A 16,463-nucleotide genomic window follows, 5' to 3' on the forward strand; every position below is an offset into this window, starting at 1 on the left:
CGCTTCAGCGCCCGCGTGCCCATTGCTGCCGCGCCGGGAAGAGCGGCGTTTTCACGGCCGCCGCCACAGCCCCGTAGATGCACAACCCCACCGGGTCGCGCAGGGCCAGCGCGGCGACCTCTTCGGGGCGGAGCCGTCTCTTGTCGTCGTTGACCATGAGTTCGGGAAACCGCGCGGCGATTTCCGCAACGCCCGCATCCTGCCGCCGCCGGACGCGGACCAGCCGGGTAAAGCCCTCGACCATTGGCCATTCATAGGTGGCGGGAACCGTCAGCCTTTCGTCCGGGGCGAAATTGAGCCGCGCGAAGGTGTCGTCAGAGATGACGTCCGGCCAGTCGCCCCAGCGCTGCCGCCCGGCCTCGTTCACGGCATAGATGCCGAAACCCGGCGTGGCGGTCTTCAGGAAGGGCAGTTGCTGCCAGAACCGGGCATAGGCGCGGGTCACCCGGCTGCGCGCGGGCCTGATGCGCGGCGTGCCGCCGGCGTGGCGCGGGGCGGACAGGTCCAGCGCCTCGGTCAGCTGCCGCAGCAGCGCGGCCGACACGATCACGTCCGCATCCAGGTAGATGCGGATTCCGTGTCCCGCCGCCGCATCGCCCAGGTTCAGCGCCCCCGGCTTGCCGCGCGCGGCGGTCTCGATCACCTGCAGATCCCAGCCGCGGCCGGACGCCCGTTCGGCGAATCCGCGCGCGATGTCGGCGGTCTTGTCGCGACAGCCATTGGCCACGACGATCACCCGGCAGCGCCAGCCCTCGGGCAGGGGATCGGAGGCCAGCAGCGCCGACAGGCTGGCCCCGAGATAGCCCGCCTCGTCATGGGCGGGCAGGATGATGTTCGCCACCCCTTTCACAGGAACGCAACCAGGGCGTCCCAGCGCGGATTTTCATCGTCCAGGTGCCGCAGGGTGCCCCAGCTTCCCCACTTGTTGGGTTTGTAGACATCGGCATAGGCGTTGAACAGGCGTCCGCCCAGCGCGTGCCAGCCTTCGATCATCTCGGTGTACAGCGCGCCCATTTCGGGGGTGTAGTTGAAGCGGGTGAAAAACGCGGTGAGTGCGTCGTCATCGACGACCGGGCCGATACCGGCCACGTGGCTGCCGCCTTCATACATGATCAGGTCCAGCCCGTAGGTCTTCGCAACATCGGCATGATGCGGCAGGATCCGTCCCAGAAGGTCGCGCAGGGAGTTCTTCGTCTCGCCCGAGGATTGCCCGTCGCGGATCTCGGCCGCGGCCTGGGCAAAGGCAGCGTCAAGGCGGTGGCGCTCCAGCCACGCCTGGCGCTCGGCCCCGCTCAGCCCGCGCCGATCGGCTTCGGCCTCGGCCAGACGGGCGCTTTCGGCGATCCATTCCCGCACCATGGGGGCGTTTTCTTCCCGTCCCAGGCCGTAGCCGAAATAGCCCGTCACCGCGTAGGCATCGAAGTGGACATGGGGGGGCTGGCGCCGGCCGGTGCCGTCCTCGGCCATCCATAGCGGCGCGTCGAGGATGTCGCGTTCCAGCCCGAGCCACCCGGTCTGGGTCGAGATCACATTGACCAGCCGCGCGCGCTCCGGGCCGGAGAAGACCTCGCTCCAGATCCGGGCAATCTCGGCGGCGCGGACCGCATAGGCCTGGACCCAGCCGTTCCTGGTGCCCCAGCGCGCCTCGGCCTGACGGCCGGCCCAGCGCGCCTGTTCGAACTGCCAGTTCCAGGCCTCGTTGGAGAACTCGACGAAAACCCCCTGCTCGCGCCACAGCCGGTCGCGGACCATGGCCGCAAAGCGTCGCACATAGTCGTCATCGGCCAGGTGCGGCATGTTGAACCACGGATCGGCGCCGGTGCGGTTGGCCAGCTCGATCATCACCTCGGCGGGCACGCCCCGGCGGGCATAGGTATAGTCGCCGGGCCGGGGGCGGTCGGCCCATGCCGATTGCGGTGAATCGTTGGTGCGCATCCAGTCCATGAAACGCAGTACCGCAAAGCCCTGAAGCCGGTCGAGCCAGGCGGTGTTGAACACGGCGCCGGCCTCGAAGGCGGGGATCTGGTCCTCGCGGACGATGGTGATGTCGCGCACATGATCGCCGGTGCCGCGCCGGTCAGTGCGTTGGATGCGGATGTCCACCGGGCCGCGGCCGGGCGTGAAGTCGAAGCGCACCTCGTTCCGGCCATAGCGCACGCGGCGCGCGCGCCCGCCCACCTCGACGATACCGTCGCCGCGGAAGGCCAGCCGGTAGCGCCCGGCCGTGGATACCGCCTCTTCGGGCAGGTCGGTCAGAACCACCGTGCCGATCGAGCCCAGCTCGGGCGGGATCGCCAGCGGCCAGCCGTTTTCGTCCAGATAGCCGGCCTGTTCCAGGTCGTCGTGACCGGCGCCACCCCAGCGGCCGGGCATGTGTCCGATCCATGGCCGCGCGGTCTTCATCACGTCGATGAAGGGTTGCTGGACGCTCCAGTCGTTGACGCCGGCAAGGCCGATGGCCAGCGGCCGAACCGCCCGCCCACCCGCACCATTGCCCCGCTGCAGGACGGCCTGCGCCCGGGCAGGGGTGCGCAGGGCGCCGACCGCCAGGGCCAGGCCGACCAGAACCTCGCGCCGGTTCATGGCGACACCCCCGTTTCCGGCATGGACGAGACGACCTCCCACACCGTCTCCTGCATGATCCGGGCGGCCTGGGGCGAAGGTGGGGTGGCCGGTGTGCCATCGGCGCGGGCCAGCCGCCGGGGCAGCCCCACCGGCGAGCGCTGGTAGAGCACCGCGTAATGGGTCAGCGCCAGCAGGTAGTTGCCCAGGTCGCCAAGGTGGATCGGATCGGTGCTGCCGTCCGGGCGGCGGGCGAAGAGGGCGGTCCGGTCGGGAAGACCGGCAACGCCGCCCACGGCCTCGATCCGGCGCGTGAGGCGAGCAAGAACCTGCCCTGCCGGCACCAGGTGAATCGGCACGCCTGCCTTCCGCTGCGCCGGCAGCGCAATCCGTCGCAACCAGTAGCGCCCCAGGTCGCGGTCGATCCGGTTGAGCCACCCCTCCGGGTCGTCCAGCTTGTGCCAGGTCTCGAGGAGGTAGACCCGCACGTCGCCCCGCGCCCGTGCCGCCAGAGCTGCCCAGCGGGCAAGATAGGCGGCGCTGGCGTGGTAGCGGATCGCGTCACGGATCTCGACCATCTCGGTGAAGATCACGGCATCATAGTCGCCCGATCCGACGGCCTCACGCGCCGGGCGGAAATTCGGGTGGTCGTTTTCGGCGTCGAAACCGCGGATGGTCAATCCCGGCTCCCAGTGTTCGCGCAGCGACGTGCCCCATCCGAGCTGGCTTTCATATCCGTGTCCGGGCCCGGCAAGCTGGGCCAGCATGGCCGGCATGTCGCGCCCGACAAGGCTGTGCCCCAGGTGATAGACCCGCATCGGCCCCTCGGGCGGCGCCACCGGGGCGGCCGCGGCGGGTCGTGGAAGAAGGGGCAGGGCGCAAAGCAGCGCCACCACAGAGCGTGTCAGCAATCTCCGCAGGGGCATCGATCCTCCTGTTCGCGGGCACCGGCGAGCTTATCCTCTTCCGCCCGGCAGTTCACGCCTGAACCGTCATCGCCGTGACGATCAGCCCGTGACCGATGGAAAAGCGCCCGCACAGGTATTCGCCGCGCCGAAAGGGAGGCGCATCGGCGGTGAAGGTGGCTTCGAACTGCCCGGTGTCCAGGTCGAGCGTGATCTCGAACATCTCGAAGCCGAACAGGGCGTGGCTGAGGGGATACTGGCACTTGTAGGCGCATTCCTTGGCGGAAAAGATCAGCCGGGCCATGCGGCCGGCATCCTCTTCGGGCAGGGTGGCCAGCCAGGCGCGCTCGGTAATCGTGCAGACGGTGGGGATCACTTCGGGCCAGAGCGGCTTGTCCTCCTCCACGTCGACGCCGATCGAGCGAACCTCGTCCTTCCGGGCGACCGCCGCGATACAGGCGGTCGAGCAGTGCGAAATGCTGCCGGTCAGGCCGTCGGGCCAGATCGGCGCCCGGTCGTCGCCGGATCGCACCGGGCGCGCGGGTTCCCCCAGTTGCCGCATCGCCCGGTGCGCCGCCGCACGTCCTGCGGCGAACTCGCGCGCCCTCTTGGGCGCAAACCGTGTCAATCCTTCCGCCTCTTCCGGCAGCGGCCGGTGGCGGGTGCTGCGCGGGTCCGTTGCCGCCAGCGCGATGCTGGGCGGCAGCAGCGGCCGCGCCAGCGCCAGTTCCGGGGCCACGGTGCCCGTCTCTCCTGCCCCGGCCATCATGCCCGCCCCCGCCGGTTTGCGCGCATGGCCCGCCTGCGGGACATGGTTGCCGCGCGGTCTGGCTCCCCGGCGCCGGGCGGCAGGCGGGGCTCTTGCGCCGCCTTTCCATCGGCCGCATCCAGATGCGCGGCCAGCCCGCCCAGCGTCGGAAAGCGGAAGATGTCGGTAATCGACAGATCGGGCCGCCCCAGGCGATCGCGGATTTCCCTGTGCGCCTGCACTGCCAGCAGGGAATGGCCGCCGAGCCTGAAGAAATTGTCTTCGGGGCGGATGCCGACGACACCGAGGATCCGTGACCATATCGCAGCGATCTCGGCCTCGGTTCCGTCGCGCGGGGCCGTGGCGTCGTCGGCGCCCGGCCGCGGCGGTGGAGTCGGGTCCGGCAGCGCCTTGCGGTCGATCTTGGCATTGGGCGTGAGCGGAAACGCCTCCAGCGTGACGATATGTGCCGGGACCATCGCATCCGGCAATCGCCGGGCCAGGTGGTCGCGCAGCGCGGCCTCGTCCAGCGGGACCGAGGTGGTGACATAACCCACAAGCCGCCGGTCGCCGGCTATTTCGCGGGGCACGACCACGGCGCCGGTCACATCGCCGAAGCCGGCAATGACGGCTTCGATCTCGCCCAGCTCGATCCGCTGGCCGCGGATCTTCACCTGATGATCGGTGCGACCCAGGAAGTCGAGCCTGCCGTCGCTGCGCCAGCGCACCAGATCGCCGGTGCGGTACATGCGCGGGTGGGGCAGGGGCAGGCCGGCCTCGTCCGCGAAGGGATCGGGGCGGAACCGTTCGGCAGTCAACTCCGGGCGTTGCCAGTAGCCGCGGGCGACGCCTTCGCCGCCGATCCACAGCTCACCCGGCACCCCCACCGGCACCGGCCGGCCCTCGTCGTCGAGGACATACACGGCGGTGTTGGCGATGGGCGTGCCGATATTCACCACCCCCTCGGGGCGGGCGCCGACGGTTTCGCAGGTGGACCAGATCGTCGTCTCGGTGGGGCCGTACATGTTGAGAATGGTCGCCGGCGTGCATTCGCGCAGATCCTCGACCAGCTCTCCGGCAAGCGCCTCACCCCCCAGAAGCAGGTACCGCAACCGGCCGAGCGCCATGCGTGCCTCGTCATTCGCGGCGATCATCCGGGCCATGGACGGCGTGCATTGCAGATGCGTGACGCCGTGGCGGACGATCTGGGCAGCCAGCGAGAAATCGTCCTCGGCCAGCCGGGTGGGGACGTTGGCGCGGCGCAGCAGTTCGGCCAGGGGCTTGAGCCCTTCCAGCACCAGCTCCGGCGCGATGCCGTAGTCGATCAGGCAGGCGATTTCATCGACCCCGATCCGCTTGAGCTGTTCGACCCGGGCAAGCCCGTCCTCGACGGTGCCGAACAGGCCCGACTCCTCGAAATACCGCTCGAAGGCGAAATCCAGGATCGCTTCGAGTTCGTCCTCGCCGAGAATGCCGAGGTCCATCTCGAAGGGGTTGTTCACGCCCTTGGGCTTCTTGAAGGCGGGGAAAGTCCATGCGTATTGCTTGATGAGGCCGGCGGCGCTGCGCAGGTAGTCCTTCATCGGCTCGCGCGCGATTTCGGCTGCGTGTTCGCGGCTGTCCGACAGAAAGCTGTGCAGCATCAGGGTGACCTTGAAATCGGCCGGGTCGTGGCCGGCCTCGCGCAGAGCTGCGTGGTAGATGCGGATCTTGCCCGCAACCTCGTCGATGGACTGGCCCAGAAGGTGGGTCAGCACATTCGCCCCGATCCGGCCGGCCTCTTTCCAGGTTTCGGGATTGCCGGCGGTGGTGACCCAGATCGGCAGTTCCTTCGATACCGGACGCGGCTGGGTGACGACGGCGTGCATGGAGCCGTCGGCACGGGGAAATTCCACCTCCTCCCCGCGCCACAGCCGGCGCAGGATCTCGATGGTGTCATACATCGCCCGCTTGTTGTGCGGCGGGGCGTTTTCAGGGCGCAGGATGAAGTCGTCCGGCTGCCAGCCCGAGGCAATGCCCAGCCCCGCCCTGCCCCCGGTGAGGTTGTCGATGATTGCCCATTCCTCGGCGATCCGCGCCGGGTGATGGAGCGGCGCCACGCAGCTTCCCGCACGCACGCTCAGCCGCGATGTAACCGCCGCCACTGCGGCGCCGGTCACCGCCGGGTTGGGATAGGGGCCGCCAAAGGCGTGAAAGTGCCGCTCGGGCGTCCAGATCGCGTTGAAGCCGTGGGCATCGGCGAATTTCGCCCCCTCCAGAAGCAGTTCGTATTTCTTCGGCCCCGGCCCGTCATCATTGCCCCAGTACATCAGGTTGAAATCGATGTGCCGGTCGCTGTGGGCGACCGGGCCGTTCGACACGGCGGCGCGGTTGTCGTCGCCCGCAAGCACCACCTTGAAGCCGCGCGCCAGCGTCCAGAACAGTTCCAGCACCGAGATGTCGAAGTTCAGGCTGGTGACGGCCAGCCACACGTCGCCCTCTTCATGGTCGATCCGGTCGTCCATTCCGGCGAAGAAATTGGCCACGTTGCGGTGTTCGACAACGACCCCCTTGGGCGTGCCGGTCGAGCCGGAGGTATAGATCAGATAGGCCGGATCCGCAGCCGTCGCACCCCCGTCCACGTTCGGGGCGGAGGGATCGGCGGCTGCTGCGGTTCCGATCTCCAGCACCTGCACCGGAACGTCGGGCAGTGCCGCGCGCAGTTCCGGCGCGGTCACGACCACCGCTGCCGCGCTGTCGGACAGGTAATGGGTGATGCGATCGGCGGGATAGGCCGGATCGAGCGGCACGTAGGCGCCCCCGGCCTTGAGCACTGCAAGCGCTCCGATCACCAGTTCGGGCGATCGCCGCAGGTAGAGGCCCACATGCGTGCCGGGGCCGACGCCAAGTGCGCGCAGGCGCGCCGCCACCGCGTTGGCCCGCGTGTTCAGTTCGGCGTAGCTCAGCTCCGTCGCTTCGAACACCAGCGCCGTGGCATCCGGCATCCGGGCGGCGCAGGCTTCGAAGGCGCGGTGAATCGTCATCTCGCGGTCGTGATCCCGCGCGGTGCGGTTCCACTCGCTCACGATCAGCTGCCGTTCCGAAGCGGGCAGGAGGCAGAGCTCTTTCACCGTTTCATGCCCGGCGCCGGCCGCGGCGGTGTGCAGCGCCCCTTCCAGCCGCTCGGCCAGAAGCATCGCGGCGCGGTCGTCGATCCATTGCCGATCGGTGTGCAGAACCACCCGACCGGGCGCGACGGAGACGGTGGCCGCGCTCCCTTCCACCGGCCCGACGCCGTCCAGCGCGATGCCGATGCCCGGCGTTCCGGTGCTGGTGATGGCAGGATCGCGGGCGGGCAGGTCGGCGGCAAAACCTCCAAGGCGCGTGATCGTGACCAGTTCCCTTTCGATCCGTCGGGCGGCATCGGCAAGGGTTTCGTCGCCCCGCGCCTGCAGGGGCACCCAGGGGCAGACATGGCCGGGAACCGTCTCCGCCGTGGTGGTCAGCGTTGCGTCGGTCAGGGCGAGATCGGCGACCGTCTCGCCGGTTCCCGTCAGCGCCCATCCCATGACCGCCGCGATCACGCGGGCGTCGTTCATCCCGTCGGGCCGCGGAACTTCGCGCCCCGACCAGTTGCCTGACCGGCCCCCCGGCCGGTCCGGAGTCGCGTGCTGCGCGCCCATCGGAACCGGCGCGGGCCGGGCCTTGCGCAGGGTGTGGCGCCAGTGGGCCTCGCCACGGGCGCAGTTGCGAATCGCCGCGTCGAGGCGTTCGGTCATGCGCGGATCGGGCGAGGGCAGGACGTCGCCCACCCGGACCAGATCGGCGATTTCGACCGGATCCCCGCGACTGTCGGAAAAACCGCTCAGCCGTACGCCGCCCGCGGCGGTGGCCACCAGCAGATGGCCGGGCTCCATGTCCACGACCGTGCCCGGCGGCGTCCGCGCGGGCACCTCCGTTTCGGCGGCGTGGCGGATCAGGACCACCTGCCCGCCGGCGACGATCTTCGCGCGGCCCAGCGGGTTCCAGTAGTCGCCGAAATCGAGCGCGCGCACGAAACCCGCCAGCGACCGCGCATCACGGCCGAAATTGAGCCAGCCTCCGGCCGAGGGGCGATCGTCGCGTGCGTGCCAGCTGCGCAGCGCCGGATCCTGCGGAATGCGCTGCAACCGGCCGCTCTCCAGCCCTTCCAGCACCTCGGCGAAACTGTCCAGCCCCGCCGCGTAGCACCTGGAATTGAGCGAAAAGGCGGTCTCGTCCGGGGCAATGTCGAACATGCGCCGGGCCACGATGTCGCCGCGGTCGATTCCCTTGCTGCCATCGCCGATCAGGTGCCAGGCGACCCCGTATTCCGTTTCGCCCTGCATCAGGGCCCAGGCCGGCGCGTTCAGCCCGGCATGGCGCGGCAGCGGTCCGTCATGGAAGTTGATCGCGCCCCTGGCGGGCAGGGCCAGAACCTCGTCGGGGATGATGGTCAGGTTGGCGATCGACAGAAGCCAGTCGAATTCGCCGCCCCCGAACCGCCGGGAGACGGCCTCCAGATCGGGCAGGGTTTCGATCCCCTGCCGCTCGGCCCATCGCAGGATTTCCGGGTTGTCGGAGACGACCCCGCATATTGGATGGCCCCGTGCGACAAGCGCATCGCCGCAGCCGACCAGAAGCGATTCGTTACCGATGAGAAGACTGGTGAAACTGGTCATTTGCCCTCCTCCGCAAGAGGTTTCGGGAATCGGGGGGAAGAGCGCGGCGAAAACGCCCGCGCCCGTGCGGTCAGGACATGCCGCAGCAGGTCGGTGACGAAGTACCGCCGGTTCTTGTCGGGTGCCCGCGTCAGCCATTGCCGGATCTTCCAGATCGATCCGCCGGCAGCGGCCGCCGCCGTGGCAAGCGCGGCATAGGCGACTCCGTGATTCTGGACGAAATAGCGCAGGCGCGAATCCAGCCAGAATTGCGGGGTCCGCTCCCACGAATTCATGCCGGTGGAGGCCGAACCGATATGGGTCACGTCACTTTCGGGGACGTAGTGGGTGCTCCACCCGGCGCGGGCCGCCCGCCGGCACAGGTCGGTTTCCTCGAAATAGAGAAAATAGCCTTCGTCAAAGCCGCCCACCGTCACCAGAATTTCGCGGCGCAGCATCATGCTGGCGCCGGCGATCCAGTCCACCTGCGTCGACCTGTCGGGCAGGGGCAGCGTCACCCGCCAGCGCGACAGCAGGCGCGAGATCGGGCCGGTATGGGCGGTCGCTTCCAGTTCGCCGGGGATCGAGGGAAACCGGAAGGCGGTCTCGTGCGGTGTACCGTCGGGGCCGTGGATGCGGCTTCCGGCGATGCCGGCATCGGGCCGGGCCATCAGATAGTCGCGCAGCACCCGGATCGCCCCCGGCGCGGGAAAGGCGTCGGAGTTGAGAAGATAGTAGAAATCGGGGGCGCCGCCGGTGGACAGGCCGGCGGCCATGCCGAAATTCATCCCCGCGCCGAAACCGCCATTATGCCCCGCCCGGATCACCCGCAGCCGGTTGTTCCGGGTCCAGCCGTTTTCCCTGGCCGCGGCCGAGAGCCTTTCGAACGACCCGTCCCGGGAATCATTGTCCACGATCACGATTTCGCCGCGCAGGCCGTCCATCGCGGTCATGGCCGCCGCGGCCGCGTCCAGCGTCATGTCGGGCGTGCGCCAGTTCAGGATCACGGTCAGGACGGAGGGTTCTGTCATGGTCATCACTCCGCTGCCGCCCGGCTGTGCCAGTTTGCATCATCGTCACCGGGATTCGGCTTGTCCCCGCCATCGGCGCCGCTGCGGGCAAGGCGCGCGCGCAGTTCCTCGGCCAGCACGGTGACATGAGGCTCCAGCACCATGCTGTCGTGGTCGCCGGGCACTTCGACGACTTCGAGATCCGGGGCCCGGCTGGTCCAGCCGTTGTCGTGCAGGACATACTCCCGCGCCGCGCTGACCCAGCGACCGCCCGACACCTTCCAGTGCCGGTCCAGCGGCGGACGGAACAGCGTGACCGGCCCGTTCCAGGGTCTGGCGTCATAGCGGCCCACCGCTTCGCGGAAGGCCAGTTCGATCCGGCGGTTGTTGAAGCCGTGATCGGTATCCGGTGCCCCGGTTGTACGGGTTCCCTGCCGGCGCTTGTGCAATTCCCACGCGATGCGGTTGCGCAGCCATTCGCCCGCATAGCCCGCGCCCTTGCGGCGGAACTCCTGAATCTTGATCAACGCCTTGTCCCGGCGGGACAGTGCGGGGCGCACCGGCAGCGGGGTATCCAGCATGGCCAGCAGCGCCACCTCGTCGCCGGCCTCGGTCAGCTGTCGGGCCATCTCCCAGGCGGTGATGCCCCCGCCCGAGAACCCGCCCAGAAGCCAGGGGCCTTTCGCCCCGGCCCGGCGCATCTCGGCAATGTAGTCGGCCGCGGCCTCGGGGATGGAGCGATGCGGTTCGTCTTCGCCGATCAGCCCGCGCGCCTGAAGCCCGAACACCGGGCGATCGCGCCCCAGGAGCAGGGCAAGGTGGCGCAGGTTCAGCACGTTGCCGAACATGCCGGCGACGATGAAGATCGGCGCCCTGTCGCCCCCCGGACCGGGGTGAAGCGCGACAAGGTGGCGGAAATCATCTGTCCGGGCGACCCCGGCCGGGGCCTGCGCGCCGTCCCGGTCTTGCTGCTCTGCCCCGCCGGCGGCCGGGCCGATCCGCCGCGCCAGCGCCGCGACGGTGGGGGCCTCGAACAGGACGGAAATCGGGAAATCGACGCCGAAGGCCGCCTTGATCCGGGCAAACAGCCGCACCGCGATCAGCGAATGTCCTCCGAGGTCGAAGAAGCTGTCCTCGACGCCCACCCGCGACAGGCCCAGCAAGGCCTCGAAACAGCCGGCCAGGGTTTCTTCCACCGCGTTGCGCGGCGCCACGTAGTCGGTGTCGAGTTCGGGGCGGTCAAAGCTTTGCCCGGATTGCACGGGTTTGGCTTGCGCGCTGTCGGCCAGGGCGATCAGGCCGGGCAGATCCAGCGGGCTGACGATGAGTTCGGGCAGGGATCTTGCCGCCGCCCGCAACAGGGCCCGGCGCAGGGCTTCGGGACCTTCCTCGGCCCGGATGCCACGGGCGACGAGGCGATGCAGGCGCTTTTCCTCGGGCGAAAGCGGCACGTCCGGGCGGCGCCCGGTCAGGCCGAGAGATGCAGCATCCGCGTCCGGGCGCGGGGGCGGGGTGAAATCCAGTTCGCCATCCAGTCGCTTCATGCGGAAGCGGCGGATCTCGACCAGGACATTGCCGTCCGTATCGGTCAGGGTCACGTCGAACTCGGCGAACCCGTCGGTGGACCCGCCCGCCTCGCCCAGCCGGACCCAGCTGAGGATCTCGGCCTCCAGCGGGCGGAACACCCGCACCTCGCCATAGGACACCGGCACCCACAGGCGCGACGGGTCGTAGGACGGGGCCAGCCTGATCGCCCAGCCGGTGGCAATGTCCATCAGCCCGGGGTGAAGCCGGAATTCGGACTCGCCGCGCAGGGCGGGGGGCAGTTCCAGCCGGGCGAGCCCTTCGCCATCGCCGCGCGCGGTTTCGCGCAGCACGCGCCAGTGCGGGCCAAAGCGCAGATGCGCCTCTTGCAGCGAGCGAAGGCCGGATTCGTCGTCGGCCGTCTCGACCTTCGGGCAGCGGCACCGGATCGCGGCCGGATCGACCGGTGCCGGTTGCGCCGCCGCGGCCAGCGGCACGAGGCGGGCCTGCGCGCACAGCGCATAGCCGCCCGGCATCTGGCCATGCACGGTGAAGGCTAGCCCTTCGCCATCCGGCTTCAGCCGCAGCACGGCCTCGCGCGAGGTGCCGTCGGCCACGTCCAGCGGGCGGAAGAAATACAGGTCGCGAATGGCGAAGGCGCCGTCCTTTCCGGTTTCGGTCATCGCCTCGGCGGCAAGTTCGAGAAACCCGGTGCCGGGCATGAGCGCCACGCCCGCACCGGTGCGGTGCTGGTCCAGGACCCAGTGCTTCGCGGCATCGAGGCGGGTCACGAAAAAGCGGTTGCCCCGGCCGTCGCGCCCGCCCTCGTCCAGAAGCGGCGCGCCGGCGGGAAGGCGTTCGGGGCTGTCGGTGCCAAGCCGTCGTTCCATGGCCTCGGCGGCCATGCCGGTATCGGCCCACACCCCCCAGTTGATGGCGCAGACCCGCGTCTTTCCGCCCTGCCGCGACCTGGCCCAGGCGTTGAGATATTCGTTGGCGGCCACGTAATCGACCTGTCCGGCCGGCCGGGTGACGGTGGAGGTGGAGGAGAACAGGATCATCTGTTCAAGCCTGCCGTCGGGGAACAGCTCTTCCAGCACTTTCAGCCCGGTCACCTTGGGTGCGAACACGCGCCGGATTTCGTCGGGCGTGCGCGACAGCAGCGGGCCGTCCTCGATATGCCCGGCGGCGTGGATCACGCCGGTGACCGGGCCCAAGCGTGCCTCGATGCGGACTACGGCTTCGCGCATCCGGTCGATATTGGCAACATCCGCCGCCACGTCCATGACCGCGCCGCGGCCCAGCGATTCCAGCTGCTGCATGGCGCGGATGCGGCGGCAGATCGGGTCGTCGGCCGCGTGCGTTTCCAGCTGGTCCGCCCATGTCTCGCGCGGGGGCAGCGGCGTGCGCGACAGCAGCGCGGCCCGGGCCCCGTGCCGCCGTACCAGATCTGCGGCAATCGTCAGCCCGATGCCGCCGAACCCGCCGGTGATGAGCCAGGCGCCGCCGCCGCCGAACGGGGCGGAATCGGCGGTGGTGTCCAGAGGTTCGGGGCGGTGGACCAGCTCGAAGCGCCTCTCGCCGCGCAGGGCGGCGGTGACATTGGCGGGGGTGGCCATCAGCTCTTCCAGAAGCCTCTCGGTCAGCGCGGCGCGTGGCGCGTCCGTGTCGCGGGGCCGGGCAAACAGGCCGCGCGCCGGACGCCGGGGCAGCTCGATGTCGAGGGAAGAACAGCTCACCCCCGGTATTTCCCGCGGGATCACCCCCACCGGGCCCGCGATCATCGCCTTTTCCGGGTGAGGGAGGGACTCGTCGCGGACCTGCGCCGCGCCCGAGGTCACGACCGTCAGGTGCACCGGGCCGGGCAGGTCCATCCCGCCCAGAACCTGTCCCAGCGCCGTGAGCGTGTGGAACCCGTGTTCGAGGTTGCGGTCGAAGAAGCTGGAGCCGGGGCGCCAGCTTTCCCGTTCGGTCACCAGCCAGAAATGCGCGATACGGTCGGGCAGGCGGCCGGCGGAGGAAAGCTCTCCGAACAGTGCCTCCAGCCCCTCGCGTGCCTGTTCCGGGGCGATGGTGAACAAATCCTCGGACAGCCGCGCGAAAGCGTCGCCCGCGCGCACCCGGCTGACCCGGTGTCCGGCCTGCACCAGCCGGTCGGCCAGGTCGGCGGCAATGCCGGCATCGTCCTCGAAGATCAGCCAGTCATGGAGTTCGGCGTCGAGTTCCCGCTCCACGTCGATGTCGCAATCGGCATGGCGCGGTTTCCATGCGCGCCGCCAGCCCCAGCGGGCAATGTCCTCTTCCCTTTCCGGGATCGCGGCCTTTTGCGGGCTGTCCTGCCTGCCCGGTTCGATGAAATAGCGCCGTGTCTGGAACGCATAGGTCGGCAGGGGAAGGCGGTGGCGGCGGGCCTCGCCCCAGATCTGTGTCCAGTCGGCCTCGACTCCGCAGGCCCAGAGCCGCCCGATGACGCCAAGAAAGAAGGCATCGTCGGCGATGTCCTCGTCGGGGTGGCGCAGCGTGGCCAGTGCCCGCCCGGGCGCAACGGCAGGGTTCATGCGCGCCAGCGTGCTCAGCGCGTGACCGGGACCGACTTCGAGGAACACCCGTTCGGGGTTTTCGCCCAGCGTGGCCAGACCGTCCGCGAAACGGACGGTGCGCCGCAGCTGTTCCACCCAGTAGTCGGGATCGGTCGCCTGTTCGGCCGACAGCTCGGCCCCGGTCCGGTTGGAAATCACCGGAAGTTGCGGAGCCTTCAGGCCGATCCCGCGCAGGAAGGCGCGGTAGTCGTCAAGGATCGGGTCGAGAATCCTCGAATGCGCGGCGATGCCGATGCGGATGCGCTGGTGATCCACCCCGTCCCCATCCAGCCTGCGTGACAGGCGCTCCAGCGCGTCCCGCGGGCCGGATACGGCGGTCAGCCCCGGCGCGTTCACGCTGGCAATGTCCAGTTCGTCCCCGACCAGGGCCTTCACCTCGTCCACCGGCAGCGGGATGCTCAGCATCCCGCCGGCGGGAACCGAGTCGAACAGGCGCCCGCGCAGCACGACAAGGTCGAGGCAGTCCTCGAAGGACATCACTCCGGCAAGGCAGGCGGCGACGTTCTCGCCCATCGAATGCCCGATCATCGCGGCCGGCCGCACGCCCCAGCTGATCCACAGCTGCGCCAGCGCGTACTCGACCAGCGCAATCAGCGGCAACTGCACCGAGGGCCGGTCGAGCCGCGCTTCTGCCTGCGCTTCCTGCCCCGGCTCGGGCAGCCAGAGCGCATGAAGGTCGAGATCCGCGCGGCCGGCCAGGTGATCCAGCCCGCGGTCCATCCATTCGGCGAAGACGGGCTCGGTCTCGTACAGGTCGCGGGCCATGCCGGCATATTGTGCGCCGCCGCCGGGGAACATGAAGACGACCTCGGGTCTTGTTCCGGCGATCTCGTGGGTGAAAACCCGGCGCGCATCGCCGCTTTCCAGCAGGGCGGCGGCCTCGGCCGCCGTTTCCGCCACCAGAACCCGCCGCTTTTCGAAGGCGCGGCGGCCCTCCTTCAGCGTCCAGGCCACGTCCGCGAGCGGCAGGTCGGGGTTGGCGCGCAGATGCGCGGCCAGCGCCTTGGCATTGGCATCCAGCGCCGCCTTGTTGCGCGCCGACAGGCAGAGCACATGGAAGGGAAATTCGGCCGCGTCCGAAGCGGGGCGGTCGGGCGCCTCTTCGAGGATCACATGCGCATTGGTGCCGCCCACGCCGAGCGAGTTGACCCCGGCGCGGCGCGGACCGCTGCCGGCGGGCCATTCGGTCAGGCGGTCGGCCACCCGGAACGGGCTGTGCGCGAAGTCGATCGCCGGGTTCGGGGCCTCGAAATTCAGGCTTGGCGGGATCTGGCGGTGATGCAGTGCCAGCGCCGCCTTGATCAGCCCGGCGACCCCGGCCGCCGTGTCCAGATGCCCGATATTGGTCTTGACCGAGCCGATGCGGCAGAACCCCGTGGCCTGCGTGTCGCCGCGAAAGGCCTGCGCCAGGGCCGACACCTCGATGGGATCGCCGAGGAAGGTGCCGGTGCCGTGGCATTCCACGTAATCCACCGTGTCGGCGCTCACGCCCGCGGCCTTGAGCGCCGCGCGCACCGCTGCGGCCTGCCCGTCGACCGAGGGTGCGAGATAGCCAGCCTTGGCGGCGCCGTCATTGTTGATCGCGCTGCCCTTGATGATGGCCCAGACATGGTCCCCGTCGGCCAGCGCATCGTCGAGCCGCCGCAGCGCCACCGCCCCAGCGCCCGAGCCGAACACGGTGCCCTGCGCGCGATGGTCGAAGGCGTGGCAATGCCCGTCCGGGCTGAGAATTTCGTTTTCCCTGTAGAGATAGCCGCGCCCCTGCGGCAGCTCGATCGTTGCGCCGCCGGCCAGTGCCATGTCGCATTCGCCGTCGCGCAGGGCCTTGCAGGCGTAGTGAACCGCCACCAGCGAGGTCGAACAGGCCGTCTGGATATTCACCGACGGGCCGTTCAGGTCGAAGATATGGCTTGCGCGTGTGGCCAGGAAATCCTTGTCGTTGCCGGTATGGCGCAGAAGGAACATGCCGACCTCTTCGAGCAGGTCGGGATTGGAGCAGATATTGAAATTGAAATAGCTTCCCATCCCGCATCCGGCGAATACGCCCACGCGCCCGCCAAGCGATTGCGGCGGGTGGCCGGCAATTTCCATCGCCTCCCACGCGGTTTCCAGAAACTTGCGGTGCTGGGGGTCGAGGATTGCCGCCTCCTTCGGGCCGAAGCCGAAGAAATCCGCATCGAATTCGGCGAACCCCTCCAGCGGGGCCGAGGCAGGAACGTAATCGGGATCGTCGATCAGGTCGGGGTTCTCGCCAGCCGCGATCAGGGCGTTGCGATCAAGCCGGCGCACCGACTCCACGCCGCGGCGGAGATTGTCCCAGTATTGCGCAAGGCTTTCCGCCCCCGGCACCCTGACCGACATTCCGACAATGGCGATATCGCCGTCGTAGTACTTGTTACCCCCAGGTCCCATATCTCGGCCAATCGACTCGGTAAACGATTTGTTCAACCCAACGC

Annotated in this window: 7 protein-coding genes; all 7 read right to left on the reverse strand. The window is 69.3% G+C overall.

The window, feature by feature from the left end:
• Window positions 1-4: 4 nt before the first annotated feature.
• The 7 genes from ACZ5CM_RS02205 to ACZ5CM_RS02235 are packed head-to-tail and all read right to left on the reverse strand — an operon-like array spanning window position 5 to window position 16,419.
• Entirely contained in the window at window positions 5-841 is an 837-nt protein-coding gene (locus ACZ5CM_RS02205) for a glycosyltransferase family 2 protein (protein ID WP_464640867.1), read from the reverse strand.
• A 5-nt stretch (window positions 842-846) separates the two neighbouring features.
• Complete coding sequence (locus ACZ5CM_RS02210; protein ID WP_464640869.1) at window positions 847-2,625, reverse strand: hypothetical protein; 1,779 nt, start codon at window positions 2,623-2,625, stop codon at window positions 847-849.
• A complete protein-coding gene (locus ACZ5CM_RS02215) occupies window positions 2,580-3,488 on the reverse strand; it encodes a hypothetical protein (RefSeq protein ID WP_464640870.1) in 909 nt (302 codons plus the stop codon). Before ACZ5CM_RS02215 ends, ACZ5CM_RS02210 begins: the two co-directional genes overlap by 46 nt.
• 52 nt (window positions 3,489-3,540) lie before the next feature.
• Window positions 3,541-4,236: a 4'-phosphopantetheinyl transferase family protein gene (locus ACZ5CM_RS02220; RefSeq protein WP_464640871.1), complete on the reverse strand. Its 696-nt coding sequence runs from the start codon at window positions 4,234-4,236 to the stop codon at window positions 3,541-3,543.
• Window positions 4,233-8,894, reverse strand: coding sequence for a MupA/Atu3671 family FMN-dependent luciferase-like monooxygenase (locus ACZ5CM_RS02225; protein ID WP_464640873.1), 4,662 nt, complete (start codon window positions 8,892-8,894; stop codon window positions 4,233-4,235). Before ACZ5CM_RS02225 ends, ACZ5CM_RS02220 begins: the two co-directional genes overlap by 4 nt.
• A complete protein-coding gene (locus ACZ5CM_RS02230) occupies window positions 8,891-9,904 on the reverse strand; it encodes a glycosyltransferase family 2 protein (RefSeq protein ID WP_464640875.1) in 1,014 nt (337 codons plus the stop codon). The genes ACZ5CM_RS02225 and ACZ5CM_RS02230 overlap by 4 nt, the downstream gene beginning before the upstream one ends.
• A gap of 5 nt (window positions 9,905-9,909) precedes the next feature.
• On the reverse strand, window positions 9,910-16,419 hold the full coding sequence (locus ACZ5CM_RS02235; RefSeq protein WP_464640877.1) for a type I polyketide synthase: 6,510 nt from the start codon (window positions 16,417-16,419) through the stop codon (window positions 9,910-9,912).
• Between the last annotated feature and the right edge of the window lie 44 nt (window positions 16,420-16,463).

The sequence above is a fragment of the Piezobacter thermophilus genome (genome assembly GCF_055386745.1).

What these genes read in the sequence shown, in the direction of transcription:
- ACZ5CM_RS02215 (WP_464640870.1), bottom strand. Translation starts at nt 3,488, where the DNA reads ATGCCCCTGCGGAGATTGCTGACACGCTCTGTGGTGGCGCTGCTTTGC.
- ACZ5CM_RS02220 (WP_464640871.1), bottom strand. Translation starts at nt 4,236, where the DNA reads ATGATGGCCGGGGCAGGAGAGACGGGCACCGTGGCCCCGGAACTGGCG.
- ACZ5CM_RS02225 (WP_464640873.1), bottom strand. Translation starts at nt 8,894, where the DNA reads ATGACCAGTTTCACCAGTCTTCTCATCGGTAACGAATCGCTTCTGGTC.
- ACZ5CM_RS02230 (WP_464640875.1), bottom strand. Translation starts at nt 9,904, where the DNA reads ATGACAGAACCCTCCGTCCTGACCGTGATCCTGAACTGGCGCACGCCC.
- ACZ5CM_RS02235 (WP_464640877.1), bottom strand. Translation starts at nt 16,419, where the DNA reads ATGGGACCTGGGGGTAACAAGTACTACGACGGCGATATCGCCATTGTC.